Source organism: Amycolatopsis sp. NPDC049688, assembly GCF_040674975.1.
GTDB lineage: Bacteria > Actinomycetota > Actinomycetes > Mycobacteriales > Pseudonocardiaceae > Amycolatopsis.
Window position 1 is genome coordinate 12919 of sequence record NZ_JBFANY010000022.1, and the last position, 23576, is coordinate 36494.

Consider the following 23576-nt stretch of genomic DNA (forward strand, 5'->3'; position numbering starts at 1 on the left):
AGCTCAGCTCGCGATCAGTGCACGACGTCGTCCACCGAGGGCGACTCGTTGCGGGACAGGTTGATGCCGAGGTTGGCCGCGGCGCGCTCGAGGTCCTCGTCGTCGGAGTCGCGCATCTCGATCGCCGCACCGTCGCTGGAGAGCACCTCGACGTTGAGGCACAGCGACTGGAGCTCCTTGAGGAGCACCTTGAACGACTCCGGGATGCCCGGCTCGGGGATGTTCTCGCCCTTGACGATGGCCTCGTACACCTTGACGCGGCCGACCACGTCGTCCGACTTGATCGTCAGCAGCTCCTGCAGCGTGTAGGCGGCGCCGTACGCCTGCATCGCCCAGCACTCCATCTCACCGAAGCGCTGGCCACCGAACTGCGCCTTACCACCCAGCGGCTGCTGCGTGATCATCGAGTACGGGCCGGTGGAGCGGGCGTGGATCTTGTCGTCGACCAGGTGGTGCAGCTTCAGGATGTACATGTAGCCGACGGACACCGGGTACGGGTACGGCTCGCCGGAACGGCCGTCGAACAGGTTGGCCTTCCCGTTCTCCTTGACCATCCGCTCGCCGTCGCGGTTCGGCTTCGTGCTGCTGAGCAGCCCGGTGAGCTCCTCTTCCTTCGCGCCGTCGAACACCGGGGTGGCGGTGTTCGTGCCCGGCGCGACGTCGCGGAGCTCGGGCGAAAGGTTCTTCGCCCAGTCCGGGTCGCCCTCGATCGTCCAGCCCTGCGAGGCCAGCCAGCCGAGGTGCAGCTCGAGGATCTGGCCGATGTTCATCCGTCGCGGCACACCGTGCGTGTTCAGGATGATGTCGACCGGGGTGCCGTCCTCCATGAACGGCATGTCCTCGACCGGCAGGATCTTGCCGATGACACCCTTGTTGCCGTGCCGGCCGGCGAGCTTGTCGCCCGGCTGGATCTTGCGCTTCTGGGCCACGTAGACGCGGACCAGCTCGTTCACGCCCGGGGGCAGCTCGTCGTCGTCCTCGCGGGAGAACACCCGGATGCCGATGACCTTGCCGGTCTCGCCGTGCGGCACCTTCAGCGAGGTGTCGCGGACTTCGCGGGCCTTCTCGCCGAAGATCGCGCGCAGCAGGCGCTCCTCCGGGGTCAGCTCGGTCTCGCCCTTCGGCGTGACCTTGCCGACCAGGATGTCGCCGTCGCGGACCTCGGCACCGATCCGGATGATGCCGCGCTCGTCGAGGTCGGCCAGGACCTCTTCGGAGACGTTCGGGATGTCCCGGGTGATCTCCTCGGCGCCCAGCTTCGTGTCGCGGGCGTCGATCTCGTGCTCCTCGATGTGGATCGACGTCAGCACGTCGTCCTGCACCAGGCGCTCGGAGAGGATGATCGCGTCCTCGTAGTTGTGGCCTTCCCACGGCATGACCGCGACCAGCAGGTTCTTGCCGAGGGCGACCTCACCGTTTTCGGTGGACGGGCCGTCGGCGATGACCTGGCCGGCTTCCACCCGGTCGCCCTCGTTGACGATCGGGCGGTGGTTGAAGCAGGTGCCGTGGTTCGAGCGGCGGAACTTGTAGAGGCTGTAGCTCTTCCGCGTGCCGTCGTCGTGCATGACCGTGATCAGGTCGGCCGACAGCTCCTCGACCACGCCCGACTGCTCGGCGACCAGCATGTCGCCGGAGTCGATCGCGGCGCGCAGCTCCACGCCGGTGCCGACGTACGGCGCCTGGCTGCGGAGCAGCGGCACGGCCTGACGCTGCATGTTCGCGCCCATCAGCGCGCGGTTCGCGTCGTCGTGCTCGAGGAACGGGATCATCGCCGTCGCGATCGAGACCATCTGCCGCGGCGACACGTCCATGTAGTCGATGTCGAGCGGGTCGATCAGCTCGACCTCGCCGCCCTTGCGGCGGGCCATGACCCGGTCTTCGATGAAGGTGCCGTCGTCCGAGATCGGCGCGTTGGCCTGGGCCTTGACGAACCGGTCCTCTTCGTCCGCGGTCAGGTAGTCGATCTGGTCGGTGACCCGGCCCTCGACGACCTTGCGGTACGGCGTCTCGATGAAGCCGAACGGGTTGACCCGCGCGTACGAGCAGAGCGAGCCGATCAGGCCGATGTTCGGGCCTTCCGGCGTCTCGATCGGGCACATCCGGCCGTAGTGCGACGGGTGGACGTCCCGGACCTCCATGCCGGCGCGCTCACGCGACAGACCACCCGGGCCCAGCGCGTTGAGGCGGCGCTTGTGGGTCAGGCCGTCGATCGGGTTCGTCTGCTGCATGAACTGCGACAGCTGCGAGGTGCCGAAGAACTCCTTGATCGCCGCGCCGATCGGGCGGATGTTGATCAGGGTCTGCGGGGTGATCGCCTCGACGTCCTGCGTGGTCATGCGCTCGCGGACGACGCGCTCGGTGCGCGACAGGCCGACCCGGATCTGGTTCTGGATCAGCTCGCCGACGGTGCGGATGCGGCGGTTGCCGAAGTGGTCGATGTCGTCGGTCTCGACCGGGATCTCGGTGCCGTTCGCGGCGGTCATCTTGTCCTCGCCGGCGTGCAGCCGGACCAGGTACTCGATGATCGTGACGATGTCCTCTTCGGTCAGCGTCCCGTTCTCGATCGGCGTCGAGAGGCCCAGCTTCTTGTTGACCTTGTACCGGCCGACCTTGGCCAGGTCGTAGCGCTTCGCCTTGAAGAACAGGTTCTCCAGCAGGGTCTGCGCGCTCTCCTTCGTGGGCGGTTCGCCCGGGCGGAGCTTGCGGTAGATGTCGAGCAGCGCCTCGTCGGTGCCGGCGGTGTGGTCCTTCTCGAGGGTGGCGAGCAGGGTCTCCGAGAAGGAGAAGCGCTCGCGGATCGCCTCGGTGGTCCAGCCGAGCGCCTTCAGCAGCACGGTGACCGGCTGGCGGCGCTTGCGGTCGATGCGGACGCCGACGGTGTCGCGCTTGTCGACGTCGAACTCCAGCCAGGCACCCCGGCTCGGGATGACCCGGACGCTGAAGACGTCCTTGTCGGAGGTCTTGTCGATGTCCTTGGAGTAGTAGACACCCGGCGAGCGGACCAGCTGGGACACCACGACACGCTCGGTGCCGTTGATGACGAAGGTGCCCTTGTCGGTCATCACCGGGAAGTCGCCCAGGAAGACCGTCTGGCTCTTGATCTCGCCCGTGTTGTTGTTGACGAACTCCGCCGTGACGAACAGCGGGGCGGCGTACGTCATGTCCTTGTCCTTGCACTCCTCGATCGAGGCCTTGACCTCGTCGAAGCGCGGGGCGGAGAAGGACAGGGACATCGAACCGGAGAAGTCTTCGATCGGCGAGATCTCGTTGAGGACCTCTTCGAGGCCGCCGACCGGGTTCTCTTCACCCTCCTCGACACGGCGCTGGAACCACGCTTCGTCCCCGGTGAACCACTGGAACGACTGGATCTGGACGTCGAGCAGGTTGGGGGTGTTCAGGGGTTCGCGAATCTTTGCGAAGGAAACCCGCTTGGGCGCGCCGGGGATTCCCGTGGCCTCCGAGCGAGATTCAGCCGAGTTGGTCGCAGCAGTGGCCTGGTTCGCGGGAGAGACTGCCAAGATGCGTCCTTCCGGGGACAATGAGCGGTGACGGCCGCCATAGCAACAGCTATCAGCGACTGTCAAGGGTGCCGTGTGCCCACTATCCTAACTACCGGCTCCGGGCAGCCTGAAAGAGGGCAGCGCAAAGAGGCAGTCTAGCCCGAACGTCGCGGCTTGTCCAGGGGGCGCTCCCGATGGGGCCCAGCCTGCTTCGCAACGTCTTCAGGTATGCCTCCGGGCGAGCCGGAGGTCCCTCCCGCAAGGGCCCCGGTTTCGCCGTCGGGAGTAAGCGTGACCCCACCGGCGCTTCCAGTCAAGATGCCACACGGGGGTCCCGCCGGTTGGCGCAGCGTGGAAGAGGTTCAGCGGAGCGTGAGCGGCCGAATATCATTCCAGCTACTGGTCGGTAACGCCACCTTGGGGTCTCTAGCTGGGGTTATGCCGGGTCTGCAGGGTATGGCGTAGGCCACGGGGTGGAACCGGTGCCGGGTCGGGTGAGGGTGATTTCCGGTCGGGCAGGGGGCGTGGATCGGTTGGCCCGACGGTCCGGCAGAGGCCTCGCCGGAGCCCGAGGCGACGGCGGCCGGGCGCGTCGAGGCAGCGCGCGGAGAGATGCAGAGACACAGAGACACAAGGAGAGGCGGCGAGAGGCTGCCGGAGCCACCAGCGACCTCGCCACCCCGCCCCGGGCACGCCGGCGGCCACACCACTGCCACGGCACCGGGGCAGCGGCGCGCACCGAGCGCGTCACCGGTGGCGTCGCGGGCTGCGCTGCCCGTCGCGACGCCGGGGTGACCCTCGCGGTGTGCCCAGCGGACACCGATTCGAACCACGGTCACCCGAAGTGACCGATTGGTCACCCGAGCCGTCCCCGCCCGGGCCCGGCACCCAACCTGCCCGGCGGCGGTCAGCGCGTCAGGAGACCATCTTCCAGGCGGCCGCCAGCTCGACCCGTGAGGTGATGTTCATCTTCTGGAAAACCTTCTTCAGGTGGAACGCCACCGTGTGCCGCGAAATGAACAGCTGCCTGCCCACCTCGTTGTTGGTGTTGCCCTGGCTCACCAGTTCGGCGACCGCGAACTCCGTGCTCGTCAGCCCGTGCGGCACCACTCCTTCGCATTCCACGTTCCGGGCCGTGCGCCGCCGCACGCCGTATTCGCGGAGTTTGTTCACCACCCGGGCCGCGTCACGGGTGGCGCTCACCGCCGCATACGTGTCCAATACCGATTCGAGAACGCGGATCGTCCGGTCCCGGTCCGAGGACCGGGCCGCCAGCAGGCTCGCCAGGTCTTCGCGTGCGGAAGCCGCACACCAGCGGTCGGGATGGATTTCCGCCGCTTCGCGCAATTTGGCGGCGTCCTTTTCCAGCAACCCGGCCGCGTGCAGCGCCGAACCCCGGATCACGCTGAATTCCGGTTGCTCGGCGGCCACCGCGGTGGCCGCGTCCACCGCGAGCTTCGCCAGGTCGTCCGCGCCCAGTTTGCCGCAGACGCGGACCAGCCAGGACGCCGCCGCCGGCTCCGAGACCAGGAGCTGGCGGAGCACCACCGGGTTCGTGACGATGCCGGCGATGAGGCTCGCCGCGCTCTCCACGCCGCTGCGCGCCTCGACGGCCTGCGCCGCCACCCACGCGCCCGGCGCCTGCCCGAAGTAGCCCAGCAGGGCTTCGTCGGCCAGCTTGTCCACGAAGTGCCGGCACGCCCGCATGTCCGCCCGGCGCAACGCGCCCAGCGCCAGCACCACGTAACTGGGCGGCCGCAGGGACCGGTCGCCGCACCCTTCGGCGATCCGCAGACCCGTGCTGATCTCGGTCATCGCCCCGTCGACGCTGCCCATGGCGAACAGCAGGCTGCCCCGGACGTTGTGCGACACCGCGGTCAGCCGCTCCGACGGCGCCGCGCTCCGGGCTGCCTCGGTCGCGTCGAGCACCCGGCGGCCCGACTCGAGCTCCCGTGCCTTGATGAGCAGCCCGACGTACCAGAACTGGGCCAGGTCGTGGAGCTCGGGCGCGTCCTGGCGGCGCCCCGCGGCGGCCGCTTTGGCGCACTCCAGGCCCCGGTCGAGCCGCCCGTCGAACCACGAGGAAGCGGACCGGCGGAGGAATCCCGCGGTGTCGCAGGATCGCTGCATCAAATCGTCGCCGAATCCGGTGAATGGATTTCTCGGCACATGCAAGGTTGATACGTCCAACATCGGCCATCCCCAGAAATAGACGAAGCAGATTCGATCTTGCGGCGCGCCGCACTTTTCGCGAATTTCACACCACCGGCTGCGGACGGCATTGGCCGCAGAAGGCCGCCCAGCCAAGCCAAGGTAATGCGCACCGCGTCAAGTCGCTGTTCGTGGCGCAGCGGATTGATCAACGCACAGGGGCACGCAGGCAGGACGAAAATGAGCGCGCCACAGCCACCTCCCAGTTGGCTTGTGAAAGATTAACCTCTTTGCCTCGCCCACGATAGCTTCGGCCCGAGCCCCGCCTATGCCCTTGTGACGACGATCACAGTCTTCCGGAATGCTCTCTTCCTGCCATCTCCCTTGTGCACCAACAAGATTCTCTGCCTTACCGGCGTTCGAATCAGCCTACTGGCCTAGGGTGTATTCGGTTAGTAGTCAACCAACCATCTGCCGACGCTATGTCGTAATGGCCGCCTTATGTCGTAAGCCGGCCGGGGGACGCCCTTAGCCGGGGCCCCGCACTTTCAGCTGTTACCGGCAGCCAGATGCAGCAGTGCCTGCGCCGCCAGGCGGTACCCGAAGGCCCCCAAACCGACCACCACGCCGCTGGCGAGGGGGGCGATGACCGACTCGTGCCGGAACTGCTCGCGCGCCCACACGTTGCTCAGGTGCACCTCGATCCACGGCGGCGCGTAGCTCGCCAGCGCGTCGCGCAGGCTCCAGCCCGCGATCATCAGCGCTCCGGGATTGACGATGGCGCCCACCGTGGTGTCGTGGTGCTCGTGGATCGCGGCGACCAGCTCGCCCTCCCCCTCGCGCTGGATCGACCGAACCTCCCACCCGCGGGGCCGCACCTCTTCGGCGACGGCCTTCTCGATGTCGGCGAGCGTGTCGGTGCCGTAGATCTCCGGCTCGCGCCGGCCCAGCACACCCAGGTTGGGACCGTTCAGAAGAAGGACGACGCTCACGGGACACCTCGCTCAGCCAGCGGCCAGTCGGACCACCCCATGCTGTCGACGCCGTTCACGCGGGAACACCCCTACTTTGACAGTCACCTCCGGAGCCCGCGCAGACCTATCAGACCGAGGGATGCCCGGCCCGCGAGCACCGACCTAGGCTCCGACGTGACCAGGCCAGTCGCGGGACCGCCGCCTGTTCCCGTCGATCGCCGTCCGGCCCGCGTGCTATCGGGAATGGAGTTCCGCCGCAGTGACGACCAAGGTGACCGAGTCCGGCAACGAATCGATGCGCTCGCCCCTTCCGGAGCAGTACGTCCGCCGCGAGGACCCCTTCTCCGTGCCGGCCGCCCTGGTGGCCGCGGCCGGGCAGGGCCCGATCGCCAAGGCGCAGCTGGCCGGGGGCGACCCGTTCTGGCTGGTGTCCGGCTTCGACGAGGCCCGCGCGGTGCTGTCCGACCCGCGCTTCTCCTCCGACCGGTTCAGCTACCACCCCCGGTTCAAGGAGCTGCCCGAGGAGGTCCGGGACCGGCTGCGCAACGACAAGGCGCGGGCCGGGTCCTTCATCAACATGGATCCCCCCGAGCACACCCGGTACCGGAAGCTGCTCACCGGGCAGTTCACCGTCCGCCGGATCCGCGAGCTCGGCGCCCGGATCGAGGAGATCGTCGCCGGGCAGCTGGACGCGATGCTGGCCAAGGGCACCACCGCCGACCTGATGGCCGACTTCGCCTTCCCGGTCCCCTCGCTGATGATCTGCGAGCTGCTCGGGGTGCCCTACGCGGACCGCGGGGAGTTCCAGGAACGCGCCAAGATGCTGCTGCGGATGGATCTGCCGGTCAAGGAGGGCATGGAGAACTTCGAGGCCCTGCGTGCCTTCATCCAGCGGCTGATCGACGAGAAGCGCGCCAACCCCGCCGACGACCTGCTCTCCGGCCTGATCCACCACGCCGGGGCCGACCCGGCGCTCACCGACGACGAGCTCGTCAACATCGCCAACCTGCTGCTCCTGGCCGGCTACGACACCACGGCGAGCATGCTGGGGCTGGGCGTCTTCGTGCTGCTGCAGCGCCCGGACCAGCTCGCCGCGCTGCGCGACGACCCGTCCCGCACCGAGGACGCCGTCGAAGAGCTGCTGCGCTACCTGTCGGTGATCAACCCCGGGCTCTTCCGGTTCGCCACGGAGGACCTGGAGTTCTTCGGCGAGCGGATCCCGGCCGGCTCGACCGTGGTCGTCTCGGTGCTCGCCACCAACCGGAACGCGCAGCACTGGGCCGACCCGCAGGAGCTGGACGTGACGCGGCCCCGCGGCCCGCACCTGGCCTTCGGCCACGGCGTGCACCAGTGCCTCGGCCAGCAGCTGGCCCGGATGGAACTGCAGATCGGCTACCCCGAGCTGCTGCGCCGGCTGCCCGGCCTCCGCCTCGCCGTGCCGCCGGAGGAGGTCACCCTGCGCAACGACATGCTGACCTTCGGGGTGCACACGCTGCCGGTCGTCTGGGACGCGCCCTGACCTATTGATACGGCACGCCTAGAGGGCCGGTCCGGAATTCGTCCGGGCCGGCCCTTTCGGTGTGCGGTCAGCTGACGAAGTCGCCGATCGACGCCTTCAGGCTCTCGGCGTCCACGCCCAGCAGGCGGTCGTGCTCCTCGGCCGTGCCGTACACCCGGGCCTCGCGGTCCCGCCAGGTGCCGAACGACCGCAGCCGGTGCGGGACGTCGGCGAGCGCCTCGCCCACCTCGAACGCCGAGGTGCCGCGCAGGTACGGCTCGACCAGCACCACGTCCGGCCGGGCCGCGGCCACCGCCGCGCGCAGGCCGGCGTGGTCGAACGGGCGGATGGTCGACGCGTACAGCACCGTGACGTCCAGCGTCTCCGTCGCCGCGAGCACCTGGTCCAGCACCGGGCCGACCGCGAGCACCACGCCCCGGCTGCCCCGGCGCAGCACGGTGAACCCGTCGGACACCGGCACCGCCTCGGCGTTGGCGCGCTCGGACAGCCGGACGTAGACCCGCCCGTCGCCGGCGATCGCCTGGCGCAGCAGCGGGGCGACCTCGTCCTCGTGCCCCGGCACGTGCACGGTCCAGCCCGGCAGCGTGTCGAGCAGCGCCACGTCACCGGGTGCCTGGTGGGTGCGGCCCCACGACGGGTCGTCGTAGGAGGCGCCGACGCTGACCAGCACCGCGCCGACGTCCTGGTGGCCGAGGCCGATCTTGATCTGCTCGAACGGCCGCTCGATCAGGAACGGCCCGTAGGTGTGCACCATCGGCCGCATCCCGGCCAGCGCGAACCCGCCGGCGATGTCGATCATCGCCTGCTCCCGGATGCCGAGGTTGACCACCCGGTCCGGGTGCTCCTTCTTGGCCTCCCAGAAGAACCACGACGAGATGTCCGCGGTCAGCACGACCAGGCGCGGGTCGGTGTCGAGCGACTCGACCACCGTTTCCGCCCAGACGGTCCGCATCTGCTTCCTGGTCAGCTGGGCGGTCATGCCGCGCCCCCTTCCGCGAACGGGAGGATCTCCGCCACGACGACCTGCGGCCGCCCGTCGGGCTCCCTGGTGAGTGCCTCGTACAGCGCGTCGTGGTCACGGCCGTTCACCGTGCTCGCCCGCCAGTCCTCGCCGGCGAAGCGGGCGGCGATCCCGCCGGGCCAGCCGAGGCTCGCCGTCTTGTTGTCGATGACGATCGCGGTGAGCCGGTCCAGGCCGAGCCGGCCGGCGATCGCCATCGTCTCGTGGTTGCTGCCCTCGTCGAACTCGCCGTCGCCCATGAGCACGAAGACGCGGGCGTCGTGGTGGCCCTGCGCGCGCAGCGCGAGCGTGGTGCCGACGCCGAGCGGGAGCCCGTGGCCGAGGGAACCGGCGCTGATCTCCACGCCGGGCGCCAGGTTGCGGTCCGGGTGCATGCCGAGCGGCGAGCCGAACGTCCGCCAGGTGTCCAGGGTTTCCGGTTCGATGAAGCCCTTCGCGGCGAGCATCGTGTAGTAGGCCATCGGCCCGTGGCCCTTGGACAGGTAGAACCGGTCCCGGCCGGGGTCGCCGATGTTCTCCGGCGACACGTTCAGCACGCGGTCGTAGAGCACCCAGAGGACGTCCAGCGTGGATGTCGCGGCCGCCAGGTGCTTGTCGTCCCCGGTCAACCTGGCGAACAGGCCTTTTATCGTCTCTTCTGTCGTCAGCATTCGCGCTTCCTCGGTCGCTGCGGGCACGAGTCTCGTCGCAGGCTAGGTCGAACGCGGGCGGCCGGGCATCCCCCGACCTGATAGCGCCGCCCCCGACTGTCCACAAGGGACACGTCGAGCACTGTCAGGTTGGGGGATGCTCGAGCGGCCGCCGCTTTCCTACGCTCCGAACGTCCGCCACCAGGAGAGGGAGTGCCATGACCGCCACTGCCGGGCCGAAGGCCGAACCGGTCGACCTGCTGTCGCCGGAGGTCGTCGCCGACCCGTTCGGCTGGTACGCGCGGTTGCGCGAGGAACCCCTGGCCGGGCACGGGACGCTGAACCTCGGCACCATGATGGGCGGGCCGGACATGTGGCTGGCCACCCGCTACGACGACGTGCTGCAGGTGCTCACCGATCCGCGGTTCCTCACGAACCCGCCGGCGGACTCGCCGATGGCCGACATCCGCGACGGCATCTTCAAGCGGATGAACTTTCCCGAGGACCTCATCCCGTGGATGGCCAACAAGCTCAACTCCGCCGACGGCGAGGAGCACACGCGGCTGCGCAAGCTGGTCTCGTACCTGCTGACCGCGCGCCGGGTCAACGCGCTGCGGCCCCGCGTCGAGAAGATCACCGAGGACCTGATCGACAAGATGGTCGCGCAGAGCGCCGACGGGTCGCCGGTCGATCTGGTCGAGGAGTTCTGCTTCCCCCTGCCGGTCACGGTGATCTGCGAGCTCGTCGGCATCGACGAGGAGGACCGCGCCGCCTGGCACGCCTGGGGCAACGCGATGGCGACCATGGACGCCCCGAACATCCCGCCCGCGCTGCGCAAGTGCATCGCCCTCTCGCGGGAGCTGATGGCCCGCCGGCGCGTCGAACCGAAGGACGACCTGGTCACCGCGCTCGTGCAGGCGCAGGCCGAGGACCCCTCGCGCGTCTCCGACGACGAGATCGTCGGCATCCTGTTCAGCCTCGTCACCGCCGGGCACCAGACGACGACGTACCTGATCGGCAACTCCGTGCTCTTCCTGCTCGAACACCCCGAGCAGCTCGCGCGGCTGAAGGCCGACCCGTCGCTGTGGGCGCAGGCCGTGCGCGAGCTGCAGCGGCTGGGGCCGCTGCAGTTCACGCAGGTGCGGTTCCCGTCGGAGGACGTCGAGCTGGGCGGCGTCACGATCCCGAAGGGGGCGCCGGTCGCGCCGCTGCTGCTGGCGGCCAACACCGACCCGCGGAAGTTCTCCGAGCCGGACAAGCTGATCGTCGACCGGCTGACCGTCGCCAACGAGATGCACCTGTCCTTCGGCAAGGGCATCCACCGCTGCCTGGGCCAGCACCTGGCCTACCAGGAGGCGGAGGTGGCGCTGCACGCGCTGTTCACCCGGTTCCCGGACCTGTCGCTGGCCGTGCCGCGGGACGAGCTCCCGTGGATCCTGCGGCCGGCGTTCACCCGGACCAAGACCCTTCCCCTGAACCTCGCCTGACCGCGAAAGGCCGCTCGTGGACCGACCAGACGCCGAGAAGTGGTTGCGCCGTTTCGAACGGGCACCCGACGCCCGGGTCCGCCTGGTGTGCCTGCCGCACGCCGGCGGCTCGGCCAGCTTCTTCTTCCCGCTGGCCAAGGCGCTCGCGCCCGAGGTCGAGGTGCTGGCGGTGCAGTACCCGGGGCGCCAGGACCGGCGGCACGAACCGCCCGTCGGCAGCATCGGCGGGCTGGCGGAGGAGATCCTCGCCGTGCTGCGGCCGTTCGACGACCGGCCGCTGGCGCTGTTCGGGCACAGCATGGGCGCGCTCATCGGTTACGAAATCGCGTTGCGGCTGCCCGCGCCCGTGCACCTGTTCGTGTCCGGACGCCGGGCGCCGTCGCGCTACCGCGACGACGACCTCCGCGGGGTGTCGGACGAGCGGCTCGTGGCCGAGCTGCGGAAGCTGGGCGGTTCCGACGCGGCCATGCTGGCCGACCCGGAGCTGCTGGCGATGATCCTGCCCGCCATCCGCAGCGACTACCGGGCGGTGGAGAAGTACCGGCACGAGCCGGGGCGGCGGCTGGACTGCCCGATCACGGCGTTCACCGGCGATCGCGATCCGCGGGTGTCCGTCGAAGAAGCTCGCGCCTGGGCCGAGCACACGACCGGGCCTGCCGACCTGCACGTGCTGCCGGGCGGCCACTTCTTCCTGGTCGAGCAGGCCGCCCCGATGATCGCGACGATGACCGAAAAGCTGGCCGGCGCCGCACTGAGCCGGCCGTGACCGCGATGCACTGGAGGAACTCGTGACGCGAGCTGGTGTCCGGCGGGCGTTGGCGCCCAGCGAACGGATCCACGCGGTCAAGGAGGCGTACATCGGTTACACGGTGCGCGCGACCGGCCGGCTGGACCCCGAAGCGCTGACCACCGCGTTCGAAGCAGTGTACCGCGCCTACCCGCACCTCGCGGCCAAGGTCGAGATCGACGGCGACGGCGTCGTGCTCACCGAATCCGACGCGCGGCCGGAGATCCGGTTCGCCGACGGCGACCCGGCCCGGCCGCTGGACGGGCTGGACCTCGACCAGAGCCGGGCGCTGAGTGCGCTCAACGTCGTCCGCGACGGCGACGAGGCCAGTGTCTGCTTCGCGCTTCAGCACAGCGTCGGGGACGCGCACCACGCCACGGCGATCCTCTCGACGCTCTGGTCGTGCTACACCGACGTGGTCGAGGGCGTGCCGTTCGACCTGCCGCGGCAGCCGTACCCCCGGTCGCTCGAGGATCTGCTCGCCGAGCGAGGCATCCACGCCGACGGCCCCCCGGCGGCCGGGCCGCCGCCCGCGGTGTCCCCCGCGGAACCGGTCGTCCGGCACGTCGTCCAGCACCGGCTCTCCGAAGCCGAAACGGCGGCGCTGGCGGACCTCGGCCACCGCGAGAAGGTGACGATCAACGGCCTGGTGTCGGGCGCGATCCTGCTCGCCGAGGCCGAGCTCCGCGACATGCCGCTGACCGACCTGGTGTACCGGTACTCGGTGAACCTGCGCAGCCGGCTGGCTCCTCCGGTCGGCGCGACCGAGGGCACGAACGTGCTCGGCGGCGCCGGGTTCAAGGTGTCGCCGGGGATGGCGCCCGAGGCCGTGGTGATCGGCCGGGCGATCGGCGAGCAGCTGCGGGCCGGGCTGGCCGACGGCTCGGTGCAGCGCAGCATCCTCGACATGTTCTCGCAGCCGGCGGCCGCGAAGCCGTGGGACCCGAAGCTCGCCCTCGCCGTGGTCAGCATCATGAACTGGGGGGTGGCCCCGCCGATGCGCACCCCGGCCGGCCTGCGGCTGGCCAACCTGCACTCCGCGTCCCGGATGCGCGAGACCCTCGCCCTCGGCGGTTATGTCATGAGCACGTTCGGCGGCCGGGTCGGCATCGACCTGGTGTGGCCGGAAGGCGACCCGTCGCTGCCCGACCGGATCGCCTGCGTCCGCGAGCGGGTGAACCACGTGCTCCGGAACGAGCTGCCGTGACGGACACCGACGTCGTCATCGTCGGCAACGGCCCGATCGGCGCGACCCTGTCGGTGCTGCTGGCGCAGCGCGGCCGGCGGGTGACGGTGCTCGAACGGCGGCCCCGGCCGTACAAACTGCCCCGGGCGACCAGCTTCGACGGCGAAACCGCCCGGCTGCTGGCCGCCACGGGCATCGGCGGCGACCTCGCCGCGATCACCGCGCCGGCCAACGGCTACCAGTGGCAGACCGCCGACGGCCGGACCCTGCTGGACATCGCCTTCTCGACGACCGGCCGGTACGGCTGGCCGGACGCGAACACCATGCACCAGCCTGCGCTGGAGGAGCTGATCGCGGCCCGGGCGCAGGCGCTCCCGGGGATCACGGTCCTGCGCGGGCACGAGGTGGTGGGCATCGCCGACGGTGACGCGGGCGTCGAGGTGACTGCCGTCGACGAAGACGAGGTGCCGCGGACGATCTCGGCGCGGTGGGTCGTGGGCTGCGACGGCGCCAACAGCTTCGTCCGCGAGCACCTCGACGTGCCGGTGACCGACCTCGGCTTCTCCTACGAGTGGCTGCTCTGCGACGTCCGGCTGCACGAGCCGCGCGAGTTCGTGCCGACGAACGTGCAGATCTGCGACCCGGCCCGGCCCACGACGCTCGTCGGCAGCGGCCCCGGCCGCCGTCGCTGGGAGTTCATGCGGCTGCCCGGGGAAAGTGCGGCGGAGCTCAACAAGGACGAGACGGCGTGGCGGCTGATGGCGCCCTTCGGCGTCACCCCGGAAACGGCCACCCTGCTGCGCAGCACGACCTACATCTTCCAGGCCCGGTGGGCCGACCGGTGGCGGGCCGGGCACGTCCTGCTCGCCGGCGACGCGGCGCACCTGATGCCGCCGTTCGCCGGGCAGGGCATGTGTTCGGGTATCCGCGACGTCACCAACCTGGCGTGGAAGCTGGACCTGGTGCTCGGCGGACTGGCCGACGAGTCCATTTTGGACAGTTACGAGACGGAACGCCGGGAGCAGGCGAAGGAAGCGATCCTCGCGTCGGTCCAGCTGGGCCGGGTCATCTGCGTGACGGACCCGGCGGCGGCCGCCGAGCGGGACGAAACGGTGCTGGCGAACCGCCGCGGCAAACCGGCGGGCCGTCCCGAACCGGCTTCGCCGCTCACTGGCGGGCTGCTGCACGAAAGCCCGGGGGCGGGTGTGGTGGTGCCGCAGGGGCCCGGTGTCGGGCCGGGTTTCGTGCTGGTCACCACCGAGGAGTACGACTCTCCGTTCCTGGCTTCGCTCGGTGCCCGCGTGGTGCGGCCGGACGACGACGTCCTCCGGCCGTTCCTGGCGCGGTTCGGGGCGACTTCGGCGCTGGTACGGCCGGACTACCACGTCTTCGGCACCGCGAACGGGCGGCAGGGGCTCGAGGACTTGGTGGATGAGCTCCGGAACCGGCTGCGGGCCGCGGTTCCCGCTCGTTAGGCGTACTCGCCCAGCTGCGGCGGCGGCCGGTGTTCCGGCTCGTACCCCGCGATCCGCACCGGGCTGCCGACCAGCCGGAATTCCCCGGCCGTCACGATGGCCTCCGGGGTCGCGGCCAGGGCCTCCGGCAGCGTCCGCACCGCCGACGCCGGCACGCCGAGCGGGCGCAGCCGGGCCTCCCAGGACTTCGCGGTGTCCGTCGCGAGCACCTCCGACACCACTGCCAGCACTTCGTCCCGCCGGGCCACGCGCTCGGCCATCGTCGCGAAGCCGTCGATGCCCGCCTCCGCCGCGAACGACTTCCAGAACCCGTCGTGCGTGACGAACAGGGCGAGGTGGCCCGCTACCGTGCCGAAGAGCTGGGCGGGCACGTAGAACGAGTGCGCGCCGGACGGGAGGCGGCGCGGCTCGGTGCCCTCGTTGAGGTAGGCCGAGGCGCGGTAGTTGAGCTGGGACAGCATCACGTCCCGCAGCGTCACCTCGACCTGGCCGCCGCGGCCGGAGACGATCTGGGCCAGCAGGCCGAGCGCGGCGGCCAGCCCGGCGGAGTTGTCGGCCGCCGAATACCCCGGCAGGGTCGGCGGCCCGGCCGGGTCGCCGGTCAGCGCGGCCACCCCGGTCGCCGCCTGGACCACGTAGTCGAAGGCGGGCTCGTCGCCGGCGTCCAGGCCGTAGCCGGTGATCGCGACGCAGACGATCCGCTCGTTCCACCGCCGCAGCGAGTCGTAGGTGAGGCCGAGGCGGTGGATCACCGACGGCTTCAGGTTGACCAGCAGCGCGTGCGACTCGGCGGCCAGTTCCCCGAGGCGACGGCGGCCTTCCGCGGTGGTCAGGTCGAGGCAGAGGCTGCGCTTGTTCCGGTTGATGCTGGCGAAGTAGGCGTCGCTCACCTGCCGCGAAAGGTCCCCGGACGGCGGCTCGATCTTGATGACCTCCGCGCCCAGGTCGGCCAGCAGCATCGTGGCGTACGGGCCGGCGAGGATGTGTCCGGCCTCGAGCACGCGGATGCCCGCGAGCGGGCCGGCGGTCACCGCGGCTCCGCCGTCAGCTTGCCGACCTCGGCCACCAGCACGTCCAGCGCCGTCCCGGTCGGGAAGACCGCCGCTGCGCCCGCCGCCTCCAGCTTGGGGACGTCCGACGGCGGGATCGTGCCGCCGACGATCACCGCGATGTCGCCGGCGCCCGCGGCCCGCAGCGCGTCGACCGTGCGCGTGGTCAGCGACAGGTGCGCGCCGGAGAGGATGCTCAGCCCCACCACGGCGACGTCCTCCTGCAGGGCCATCGTCACGATCTCCTCGATCCGCTTGCGGATGCCGGTGAAGATCACCTCGAACCCGGCGTCCCGCAGCGTGCGGGCGACGATCTTCGCGCCGCGGTCGTGGCCGTCCAGGCCCGGCTTGGCGATCAGCACCCTGGCCGGCATCAGAACACCACCGGCTGCCGGAACTCGCCCCAGACCCGCTTGAGCTCGGCGACGATCTCGCCGATCGTGCAGTAGGCGTTCGCGCAGTCGATCAGCGGTCCCATCAGGTTTCCGTCGCCTTCCGCGGTCTTCGCCAGCGCGGCGAGGGTGGCGCGCACGGCCCCGCCGTCACGCTCCGCCTTCACCCGCGCCAGGCGCTTCAGCTGCAGTTCCCGGCCTTCGCCGTCGAGCTCGTACATCGTGATCTCGGGCGGTTCCTCCGCCGAGGTGAACCGGTTGACGCCGACGACCGGGCGCTCGCCCGCCTCGACGTCCCGGTGCAGCCGGTAGGCCTCGTCGGCGATCAGGCCCTGGAGGTAGCCGTCCTCGATGGCCTGGACCATTCCGCCGTGGGCGTCGAGGTCCGCCATGATCGCGACGATGCGTTCCTCGGTGGCGTCGGTGAGCGCCTCGACGAAGTAGGAGCCGCCGAGCGGGTCCACGACCCGGGCGACGCCGGTCTCGTGCGCGAGGATCTGCTGCGTCCGCAGGGCGAGCGTCGCCGACTCCTCGCTGGGCAGGGCGAACGGCTCGTCCCACGCGGCGGTGAACATCGACTGGACGCCGCCGAGCACGGACGCCATCGCCTCGTAGGCCACGCGGACCGTGTTGTTCTGCGCCTGCGGCGCGTACAGCGAGGCGCCGCCGGCGACGCAGCCGAATCGGAACATCGCCGCCTTGTCCGTCTTCGCGCCGTACCGCTCGCGGACGATCGTCGCCCAGCGCCGCCGCCCGGCGCGGTACTTGGCGATCTCCTCGAAGAAGTCGCCGTGGGTGTAGAAGAAGAAGGAGATCTGCGGGGCGAACTCGTCGATCGTCATCCGGCCGCGGGCCAGCACGGTGTCGCAGTAGGTGACGCCGTCGGCGAGGGTGAAGGCCATCTCCTGGACGGCGGTCGCCCCGGCGTCCCGGAAGTGCGCGCCGGCGACGGAGATGGCGTTGAACTTCGGCACCTCGGCGGCGCAGAACTCGATGGTGTCGGCAATCAGCCGCAGCGACGGCTCCGGCGGCCAGATCCAGGTGCCGCGGGAGGCGTACTCCTTGAGGATGTCGTTCTGGATGGTGCCGGTCAGCTTGCCGCGCGAGACCCCGGCCCGTTCGGCGGCGGCGACGTAGAAGGCCAGGAGGATCGCGGCGGTGCCGTTGATGGTGAAGCTGGTGCTGATCTTGTCCAGCGGGATACCGGCGAACAGGACCTCGGCGTCGGCGAGCGTGTCGACGGCCACGCCGACCCGGCCGACCTCCTCGCCGACTTCGGGCTCGTCGGAGTCGTACCCGCACTGGGTGGGCAGGTCGAGCGCGACCGACAGGCCGGTGCTGCCCTGGTCCAGCAGGTAGCGGTACCGGCGGTTCGACTCCTCGGCCGTGCCGAACCCGGAGTACTGCCGGAAGGTCCACAGCTTCTTGCGGTATCCGGTGGCGAAGTTCCCGCGCGTGAACGGGAACGTGCCCGGCTCCGGCGGATCGGCCTGCCGGTCCGCCGGCCCGTAGACCGCCCGCACCGGGATGCCGGACGGGGTGCGCATGCTGTCACTCATCGCTCACCACGCTAGGGAAAGCGAGCCTGGAGCCCCATACCGCTAGTTGGTAGTTCCGCCGGGGCCGTCAGGCGTCGGACGCGGCCGGGCTGGCCGTGAACTGCGCCGCGTGCAGCCGCGCGTACGCGCCGCCCGCCTCGATCAGTTCGCGGTGGCTGCCCTGCTCCACGATCCGGCCCGCCTCCATCACCAGGATCACGTCGGCGTCGCGGATCGTCGACAACCGGTGGGCGATCACGAAGCTCGTGCGGCCCTCGCGCAGCGCCGCCAAGCCCTGCTGGACCAGCATTTCGGTGCGCGTGTCCACCGCGCTGGTCGCCTCGTCGAGCACCAGGATCGCCGGCTCGACCAGGAACGCCCGGGCGATCGTGATCAGCTGGCGCTCCCCCGCCGAGAGGCCGTCGGCCTCGGAGTCGAGGACCGTGTCGTAACCCTCGGGGAGAGTGCGGATCAGGTGGTCCGCGTGCACCGCGGTCGCGGCGGCGGTGATCTGCTCGCGGGTTGCGTCCGGCCGGCCGTAGGCGATGTTGTCGGCGATCGTGCCGCCGTACAGCCACGTGTCCTGGAGCACCATGCCGATCCGGCGGCGGAGGTCGTCGCGGGTCATGTCCGTGATGTCCACGCCGTCGACGGCGATCGTGCCCGCGTCCGTGTCGTAGAACCGCAGCAGCAGGTTGACCAGCGTCGTCTTGCCGGCTCCGGTGGGGCCGACGATCGCCACCGTCTGTCCCGGTTGGACAGTCAGGGACAGGTCGTCGATCAGCGGCCGGTCCGGGACGTACCGGAACGAGACGCCGGTGAACACGACCCGGCCGGTGATGGTCGCCGGCCGCTGGGGGTGCTCCGGGTCGGGTCGCTGGGGCTCGGCGTCGTGCAGCTCGAACACCCGCTCGGCCGACGCGAGCGCGGACTGGATCGGGCCGATCAGCGACGCGATCAGCGAGATCGGCTGGTTGAACCGCAGCACGTACTGGATGAACGCCTGGAGCGAGCCGATGGTCAGCGCCCCGCCCGCGACGCGCACCCCGCCGACCACCGCGATCAGCACGAAACCGACGTTGCCGAGGAACGTCAGGGCCGGCGCGACCAGCCCGGCCCGGAACTGCGCCCCGGCGGCGGCGGTGCGGACGTCGTCGTTGTGCGCGGCGAACTTCTCCCGCGCCTGGCCCCAGCGCCCGAACGCGGTGACCAGGTCGTGCCCGGTGTAGACGTCCTCCAGGTGGCCGCCGAGCGCCCCGGTGGCCTTCCACTGCTGCGCGAACTGCGGCTTCGCGCGGCGGGCGAGCGCCTTGGCGGCCCACAGCGTCACCGGGAGCACGACCAGCGCGACCACGGTCAGCAGCAGCGAGATGCGCAGCATCATCACCAGCGACCCGAGGAACAGGAACACCGACGTCAGCAGCAGGCTGGCCGTCTGCTGCACGGACTGCGAGACGTTGTCGATGTCGTTGGTGGTCCGGGACAGCAGGTCGCCGCGGGACTGGGTGTCGAAGTAGGACAGCGGCAGCCGCGACAGCGTCAGGTTGGTGCGTTCGCGCAGCCGGTACGCCATCCGCTGCACGACGGTGGCGGTCAGCCGCCCCTGGGCGACGGTGCTCGTCCCCGACAGCACGGCCAGCACCCCCGCCCACAGCAGGAACCGGTTGACGGCGCCGAAGTCGACGCCGCCGCCGCGGATGCCGTCCACGATCGCGTCGGTGGCGTCGCCGAGCAGCGACGGGATGGTGACCAGGGTGGCGTTGCTGACGATGGCCAGCAGGGCCATCGCGGTGATCCGCGCCCAGTCCGGGCGCATGGTGCCGAGCAGCCGCAGTGCGGTGCCGCGGCCGGCCGCCGGCTTCGCGGTGGTCATCAGGCCGCCTCCCCGACGGTCAGCTGCGAGTCGACGATCTGCGCGTAGGTGGCGCTGGTGGCCAGCAGTTCCTCGTGGGTGCCGGTGGCCTCGACCCGGCCGGCTTCGAGCACCACGATCGTCTCCGCATACCGGATGGTGGACACGCGCTGGGCGACGATCACCTGGGTGGCGTCCCCGATCTCGCGGGCCAGCGCGCTGCGCACCGCCGCCTCGGTCGTGGTGTCCAGCGCGGAAAACGCGTCGTCGAACAGGTAGATCCGCGGCCGGGCCAGCAGCACCCGCGCGATCGCCAGCCGCTGCCGCTGCCCGCCGGACACCGTGCTGCCGCCCTGCCCGAGCACCGTGTCGAGGCCCTCGGGCATGGCCCGGACGAACTCGGCGGCCTGCGCGACCTCCAGCGCGTGCCACAGCTGGGCCTCGTCGGCGGCCGGGTTGCCGTAGCGCAGGTTGTCCGCGACCGTCCCGGCGAACAGGTAGGCCCGCTGCGGCACCAGGCCGACCAGTTCGGACAGATCGCGCCGGGCCACCTGGCGGACATCGGCGCCGTCGATGCGCACCGCGCCTTCGTCCACTTCGAGCAGCCGCGCCATCACGTTGATCAGAGTCGTCTTGCCGCTGCCGGTCGAGCCGATGATCGCGGTGGTCCGGCCGGGCCGGGCGGCCAGGCTCACCCCGCGCAGGACCGGCACCTCGGCGCCCGGGTAGCCGAAGGTGACGTCCTCGAGTTCCAGGTTCCCGCGCCACTTTTCGACGGTGACGGGCTTGGCCGGCTCGGCGATGCCCGGCTCGGTGGCCAGCACCTCGGTGATCCGGCCGGCACTGACCTTCGCCCGCGGCGCCATCATGAAGACGCTCAGCCCCTGCGTGACCGCGCCCAGGGTCAGCGTCAGGTAGGTCAGGAAGGCGATCAGCGTGCCCAGCTGGAGCGTGCCGCCGGCCACCCGGTGCCCGCCGATGGCCAGCACCGCGACCGCGGCCACGTTGGAGATGAACAGCGAAGTGGCGCCGAAGAACGCCTGCACCCGGCCGAGGCGGATGCCCACGCCCATCAGGTCGGTGTTCGCCCCGGCGAACCGGCGGCGTTCGTTCTCGTCCCGGACGAACGCCCGGATCACGCGGATGCCGGTGATCTGCTCGCGCATCACGCGGTTGACCGCGTCCACGAACCGCTGCAGCAGCCGGGACGCCGGCACCATCTGCCGGATCAGCAGGCCGATCGTCAGCGCCCCGACCGGCACCGCCACCAGCAGCACCAGCGAGGACGGGGCGTCCTGCCGCACGGCCAGCACGATCCCGCCGATCCCGACGAACGGCGCGGTCAGCAGCATCGCCAGCGTGGTGTACAGGATCAGCTGCACCTGCTGGACGTCGTTGGTGCTGCGGGTCAGCAGCGACGACGGGCCGAATCGGGCCATCTCCCGCGCGGAAAAGCCCGACACGCGGTCGAACAGCGCGGCCCGCAGGTCCGCCCCCAGTCCCATCGCGACCCGCGCGCCGAGGTACACCGCGCCGCCCGCACAGGCGATCTGCGCCAGCGTGGCGGCCAGCATGATCCCGCCGTGCCCGAGGATGTAGCCGGTGTTGCCGGTCAGCACGCCGTAATCGACCACGTCGGCGTTCAGCGTCGGCAAGTACAGCAACGCCACCGCCTGCGCCAGCTGGAGCACGACGATCACGACGAGCGGGCGGCGGTAACGGCCCAGATGGGGTTTCAGGAGAGCCAGCAGGGAAGACGGCGACGCCGGTTCGGCGGGGGCGGTCATGGCGCCACCCTAGCCAGCGCCACGGCGGCGGTTCCCGCCCCCGGTGACAGGACGGTCGGGAACAGAGCCGTCGGCACGAAAAAGCCCTCCAGTCAGCGTGCGATGCCACGCCCCGCCAGGATTTCGGACGCCGCGGCGGGGGGCCACTACCAACATGAGTAGTTCCGCGGTACCGGCCCCTATTACCCTGGCAATTCGGGCATCCGGTGGCTGATGATGCCCCCCGTGAACGATGCTTATCCGTTGGATGACGTGGACGGTGAGCCCGACGAGTCCGTCGGCCGCCGCACGTTCCTCACCTCCGCCATGCTCGGCTCGGCGGGTCTGGTGGTGGGCGTGAACATGTTCGGCCCGAGCCTGTTCGGCTCGGGCGCACCCGAAGCGGCGGCCGCACCCCCGGCCCAGCCGCTCGGGCCTGGGGCCCCGAATTTCGGCTTGACCAAGTTCCTCGACCCGCTGCGGATCCCGCCGGTACTGCGGCCGCAGCAGGACCTGATCACCGTCCGCATGACGAACGCGCGGGTGAAGCTGCATTCCCAGCTGCCCGAAACGGCACTGTGGACCTTCGAAGGGTCGTACCCCGGCCCGACCGTCGAAGTGCGCAGCGGGAAACGCGTGCGCGTCGCGTGGAGCAACGAACTCACCGGCAAAATTCCCCTGGTGGCGGCCCGGGTTCCGTTCGCGAAACCGTCGCCCGCGTACACGCCCGGTTATCGCAATCCGGACGGCAGCCTGCCTTCCGGTGTTTCGCTCTACGACGGCGTCGCCGACATCCCGCCGTGGAACGTGGTCCACCTGCACGGCGCGGTGACCGCGGCCCACAACGACGGCTGGGCGCACAACGGCGTCCCGGCCGGGGACGCGCAGCTGACCGAGTACCCGAACCGCCAGGCGGCGACGGCGCTCTGGTACCACGACCACGCGATGGCCGTCACGCGGTTCACCGTCTACTCCGGCCTGGCGGGCATGTACCTGATCCGCGACGCCGAAGAGGACGCGGCCGGGCTGCCGCGGGGCGAGCGGGAGATCCCGCTGGTCATCAGCGACCGCAACCTCGACACCGACCCGGCCACCGGCGCGCTCACCGGCCAGCTGCTGTACAAGCTGCCGTACGTGCCGGCGACCGGGACGACCGCGCCGGTCACCGGTCCCTTCCAGCTCGTCAACGGCGTCATCTGGCCGCACCTCGACGTAACCGGGGACCTGTACCGCTTCCGCGTGCTCAACGCGGCGAACTCGCGGTTCTTCCGCCTCGACCTGATCGACGAGGCGGGCGTCCTGCACAACGACGCGATCCGCATCGCGGGCACCGACGCCGGGCTGCTGCCCGCGCCGGTGCCGATGCCGGCCGGCGGCCTGACCATCAGCCCGGCCGAACGCGTCGACCTGCTGGTCGACTTCAGCCGGTTCCCGGGCCAGCGCCTGCGGCTGTCCAACACCGGCAGCGTCGGCGAACCGGACATCATGGAGTTCCGCGTCGCGTCGCGGGCCCGGGCGGTCGTGGTGCCCCCGAAGCTGTCGAAGTCCTACGTGCGGCTCGCGTCCGGCACCACCGTGCCGGCCGACCACGACGAGGTCTACGTGGCGCTGCTGCCGGGGACCGTGGCCGGCGAACCGGACCCGACGATGTGGGAGCTGCGGGAGATCACCGACCCGGCCGAGCTGCCGGCGTCGTTCCCGGCGACCGGGATCATCCAGCTCACCGATCCCGCCTCGGGGAACGTCCGGACGTTCAAGAAGGTCGCCGGCCTGTTCGACGACACGCGGACGATCTTCATCGACCGCGGCCGGTGGGCGGTGTGGCACTTCCTGCAGCTCGGCGGGTCGCCGCACCCGATGCACATCCACATGACGCGGCTGCAGCTGCTGTCGCGGACGACGTGGACCGACCTGACCGCGTTCAACGTCCCGGTCGGCGGCACCTCGCGGCCGCTGCCGGCACCGAACCCGGGGCCGGCGATCGAGCAGTGGGAAGAGGGCTGGAAGGACACCTTCCAGGCGCGGCAGGGGGAATGGATCACCGTGGCCGGGCAGTTCGACGGCGCCAGCGGCGAGTTCATGTACCACTGCCACATCCTCGAGCACGAGGACATGGGCATGATGCGCCCGTTCGTCGTGCACCCGCCGGAGATCGCCCGGTTCCACATGCACCCGCACGTCGGCGTCCACAGTGGACAGCAGGCGACGGGGCACAGCGGGCACTGACGACCCCTCCGGCCGGGCGGTTCC

16 protein-coding genes are annotated in these 23576 nt (G+C 70.7%); 6 read left to right on the top strand and 10 right to left on the bottom strand.

All coding sequences use genetic code 11. The features are described from left to right. Window positions 1-14 precede the first annotated feature (14 nt). From AB0J55_RS41560 to AB0J55_RS41570, 3 genes are all read right to left on the bottom strand, one after another. A complete protein-coding gene (locus AB0J55_RS41560) occupies window positions 15-3518 on the bottom strand; it encodes a DNA-directed RNA polymerase subunit beta (protein ID WP_364262178.1) in 3504 nt (1167 codons plus the stop codon). Window positions 3519-4415: 897 nt separating this feature from the next. Next, complete coding sequence (locus AB0J55_RS41565) at window positions 4416-5630, bottom strand: LuxR C-terminal-related transcriptional regulator (RefSeq protein WP_364262181.1); 1215 nt, start codon at window positions 5628-5630, stop codon at window positions 4416-4418. A 569-nt stretch (window positions 5631-6199) separates the two neighbouring features. After that, window positions 6200-6643, bottom strand: coding sequence for a type II 3-dehydroquinate dehydratase (locus AB0J55_RS41570; RefSeq protein ID WP_364262184.1), 444 nt, complete (start codon window positions 6641-6643; stop codon window positions 6200-6202). Between the two features lie 241 nt (window positions 6644-6884). On the opposite strand from AB0J55_RS41570, the gene AB0J55_RS41575 reads away from it, so the two are divergent. Next, the gene (locus tag AB0J55_RS41575) at window positions 6885-8144 is read left to right on the top strand and encodes a cytochrome P450 (protein ID WP_364262187.1); all 1260 of its coding nucleotides are present in this window, start codon (window positions 6885-6887) and stop codon (window positions 8142-8144) included. 67 nt (window positions 8145-8211) lie between these two features. Here the strand turns inward: AB0J55_RS41575 and AB0J55_RS41580 are convergent, their stop codons facing one another. Both AB0J55_RS41580 and AB0J55_RS41585 read right to left on the bottom strand, forming a co-directional pair. Next, window positions 8212-9123, bottom strand: a complete 912-nt coding sequence (locus AB0J55_RS41580) for a transketolase (RefSeq protein ID WP_364262190.1) — start codon at window positions 9121-9123, stop codon at window positions 8212-8214. Next, window positions 9120-9815: a thiamine pyrophosphate-dependent enzyme gene (locus AB0J55_RS41585; protein ID WP_364262194.1), complete on the bottom strand. Its 696-nt coding sequence runs from the start codon at window positions 9813-9815 to the stop codon at window positions 9120-9122. The genes AB0J55_RS41580 and AB0J55_RS41585 overlap by 4 nt, the downstream gene beginning before the upstream one ends. Before the next feature lie 197 nt (window positions 9816-10012). Here AB0J55_RS41585 and AB0J55_RS41590 point away from each other — a divergent pair, with 197 nt between their 5' ends. Genes AB0J55_RS41590 through AB0J55_RS41605 form a run of 4 tightly spaced genes read left to right on the top strand, consistent with a single transcriptional unit; the run spans window position 10013 to window position 14729 of the window. Beyond that, complete coding sequence (locus tag AB0J55_RS41590; protein WP_364262197.1) at window positions 10013-11281, top strand: cytochrome P450; 1269 nt, start codon at window positions 10013-10015, stop codon at window positions 11279-11281. Between the two features lie 43 nt (window positions 11282-11324). After that, complete coding sequence (locus tag AB0J55_RS41595) at window positions 11325-12047, top strand: alpha/beta fold hydrolase (RefSeq protein ID WP_364262358.1); 723 nt, start codon at window positions 11325-11327, stop codon at window positions 12045-12047. Between the two features lie 22 nt (window positions 12048-12069). Then, window positions 12070-13275 carry an acyltransferase gene (locus tag AB0J55_RS41600; RefSeq protein ID WP_364262200.1) on the top strand — a complete coding sequence of 402 codons (1206 nt, stop codon included), beginning with the start codon at window positions 12070-12072 and terminating at the stop codon, window positions 13273-13275. Next, window positions 13272-14729 (top strand): bifunctional 3-(3-hydroxy-phenyl)propionate/3-hydroxycinnamic acid hydroxylase, encoded by a 1458-nt coding sequence (locus AB0J55_RS41605; RefSeq protein WP_364262203.1) that lies wholly within the window; start codon window positions 13272-13274, stop codon window positions 14727-14729. Before AB0J55_RS41600 ends, AB0J55_RS41605 begins: the two co-directional genes overlap by 4 nt. Here the strand turns inward: AB0J55_RS41605 and AB0J55_RS41610 are convergent. From AB0J55_RS41610 to AB0J55_RS41630, 5 genes are all read right to left on the bottom strand, one after another. Then, entirely contained in the window at window positions 14726-15760 is a 1035-nt protein-coding gene (locus AB0J55_RS41610; RefSeq protein WP_364262206.1) for a CoA transferase, read from the bottom strand. The genes AB0J55_RS41605 and AB0J55_RS41610 overlap by 4 nt on opposite strands. Further along, window positions 15757-16152 (bottom strand): cobalamin B12-binding domain-containing protein, encoded by a 396-nt coding sequence (locus AB0J55_RS41615; protein WP_364262209.1) that lies wholly within the window; start codon window positions 16150-16152, stop codon window positions 15757-15759. The genes AB0J55_RS41610 and AB0J55_RS41615 overlap by 4 nt, the downstream gene beginning before the upstream one ends. Next, window positions 16152-17729 (bottom strand): methylmalonyl-CoA mutase family protein, encoded by a 1578-nt coding sequence (locus tag AB0J55_RS41620; RefSeq protein WP_364262212.1) that lies wholly within the window; start codon window positions 17727-17729, stop codon window positions 16152-16154. Before AB0J55_RS41620 ends, AB0J55_RS41615 begins: the two co-directional genes overlap by 1 nt. Before the next feature lie 67 nt (window positions 17730-17796). Then, complete coding sequence (locus AB0J55_RS41625; RefSeq protein ID WP_364262215.1) at window positions 17797-19581, bottom strand: ABC transporter ATP-binding protein; 1785 nt, start codon at window positions 19579-19581, stop codon at window positions 17797-17799. Further along, window positions 19581-21347, bottom strand: a complete 1767-nt coding sequence (locus AB0J55_RS41630) for an ABC transporter ATP-binding protein (RefSeq protein ID WP_364262218.1) — start codon at window positions 21345-21347, stop codon at window positions 19581-19583. The genes AB0J55_RS41625 and AB0J55_RS41630 overlap by 1 nt, the downstream gene beginning before the upstream one ends. Before the next feature lie 306 nt (window positions 21348-21653). Between AB0J55_RS41630 and AB0J55_RS41635 the strand changes: the two genes are divergently transcribed. Then, window positions 21654-23552 (top strand): multicopper oxidase domain-containing protein, encoded by a 1899-nt coding sequence (locus AB0J55_RS41635; RefSeq protein ID WP_364262361.1) that lies wholly within the window; start codon window positions 21654-21656, stop codon window positions 23550-23552. Window positions 23553-23576: the final 24 nt, after the last annotated feature.

Coding starts and splice junctions, on each gene's coding strand:
- AB0J55_RS41565 (WP_364262181.1), bottom strand. CDS start 5,630: ATGCAGCGATCCTGCGACACCGCGGGATTCCTCCGCCGGTCCGCTTCC.
- AB0J55_RS41580 (WP_364262190.1), bottom strand. CDS start 9,123: ATGACCGCCCAGCTGACCAGGAAGCAGATGCGGACCGTCTGGGCGGAA.
- AB0J55_RS41585 (WP_364262194.1), bottom strand. CDS start 9,815: ATGCTGACGACAGAAGAGACGATAAAAGGCCTGTTCGCCAGGTTGACC.
- AB0J55_RS41590 (WP_364262197.1), top strand. CDS start 10,013: ATGACCGCCACTGCCGGGCCGAAGGCCGAACCGGTCGACCTGCTGTCG.
- AB0J55_RS41615 (WP_364262209.1), bottom strand. CDS start 16,152: ATGCCGGCCAGGGTGCTGATCGCCAAGCCGGGCCTGGACGGCCACGAC.
- AB0J55_RS41620 (WP_364262212.1), bottom strand. CDS start 17,729: ATGAGTGACAGCATGCGCACCCCGTCCGGCATCCCGGTGCGGGCGGTC.
- AB0J55_RS41625 (WP_364262215.1), bottom strand. CDS start 19,581: ATGACCACCGCGAAGCCGGCGGCCGGCCGCGGCACCGCACTGCGGCTG.
- AB0J55_RS41630 (WP_364262218.1), bottom strand. CDS start 21,347: ATGACCGCCCCCGCCGAACCGGCGTCGCCGTCTTCCCTGCTGGCTCTC.
- AB0J55_RS41635 (WP_364262361.1), top strand. CDS start 21,654: ATGCTCGGCTCGGCGGGTCTGGTGGTGGGCGTGAACATGTTCGGCCCG.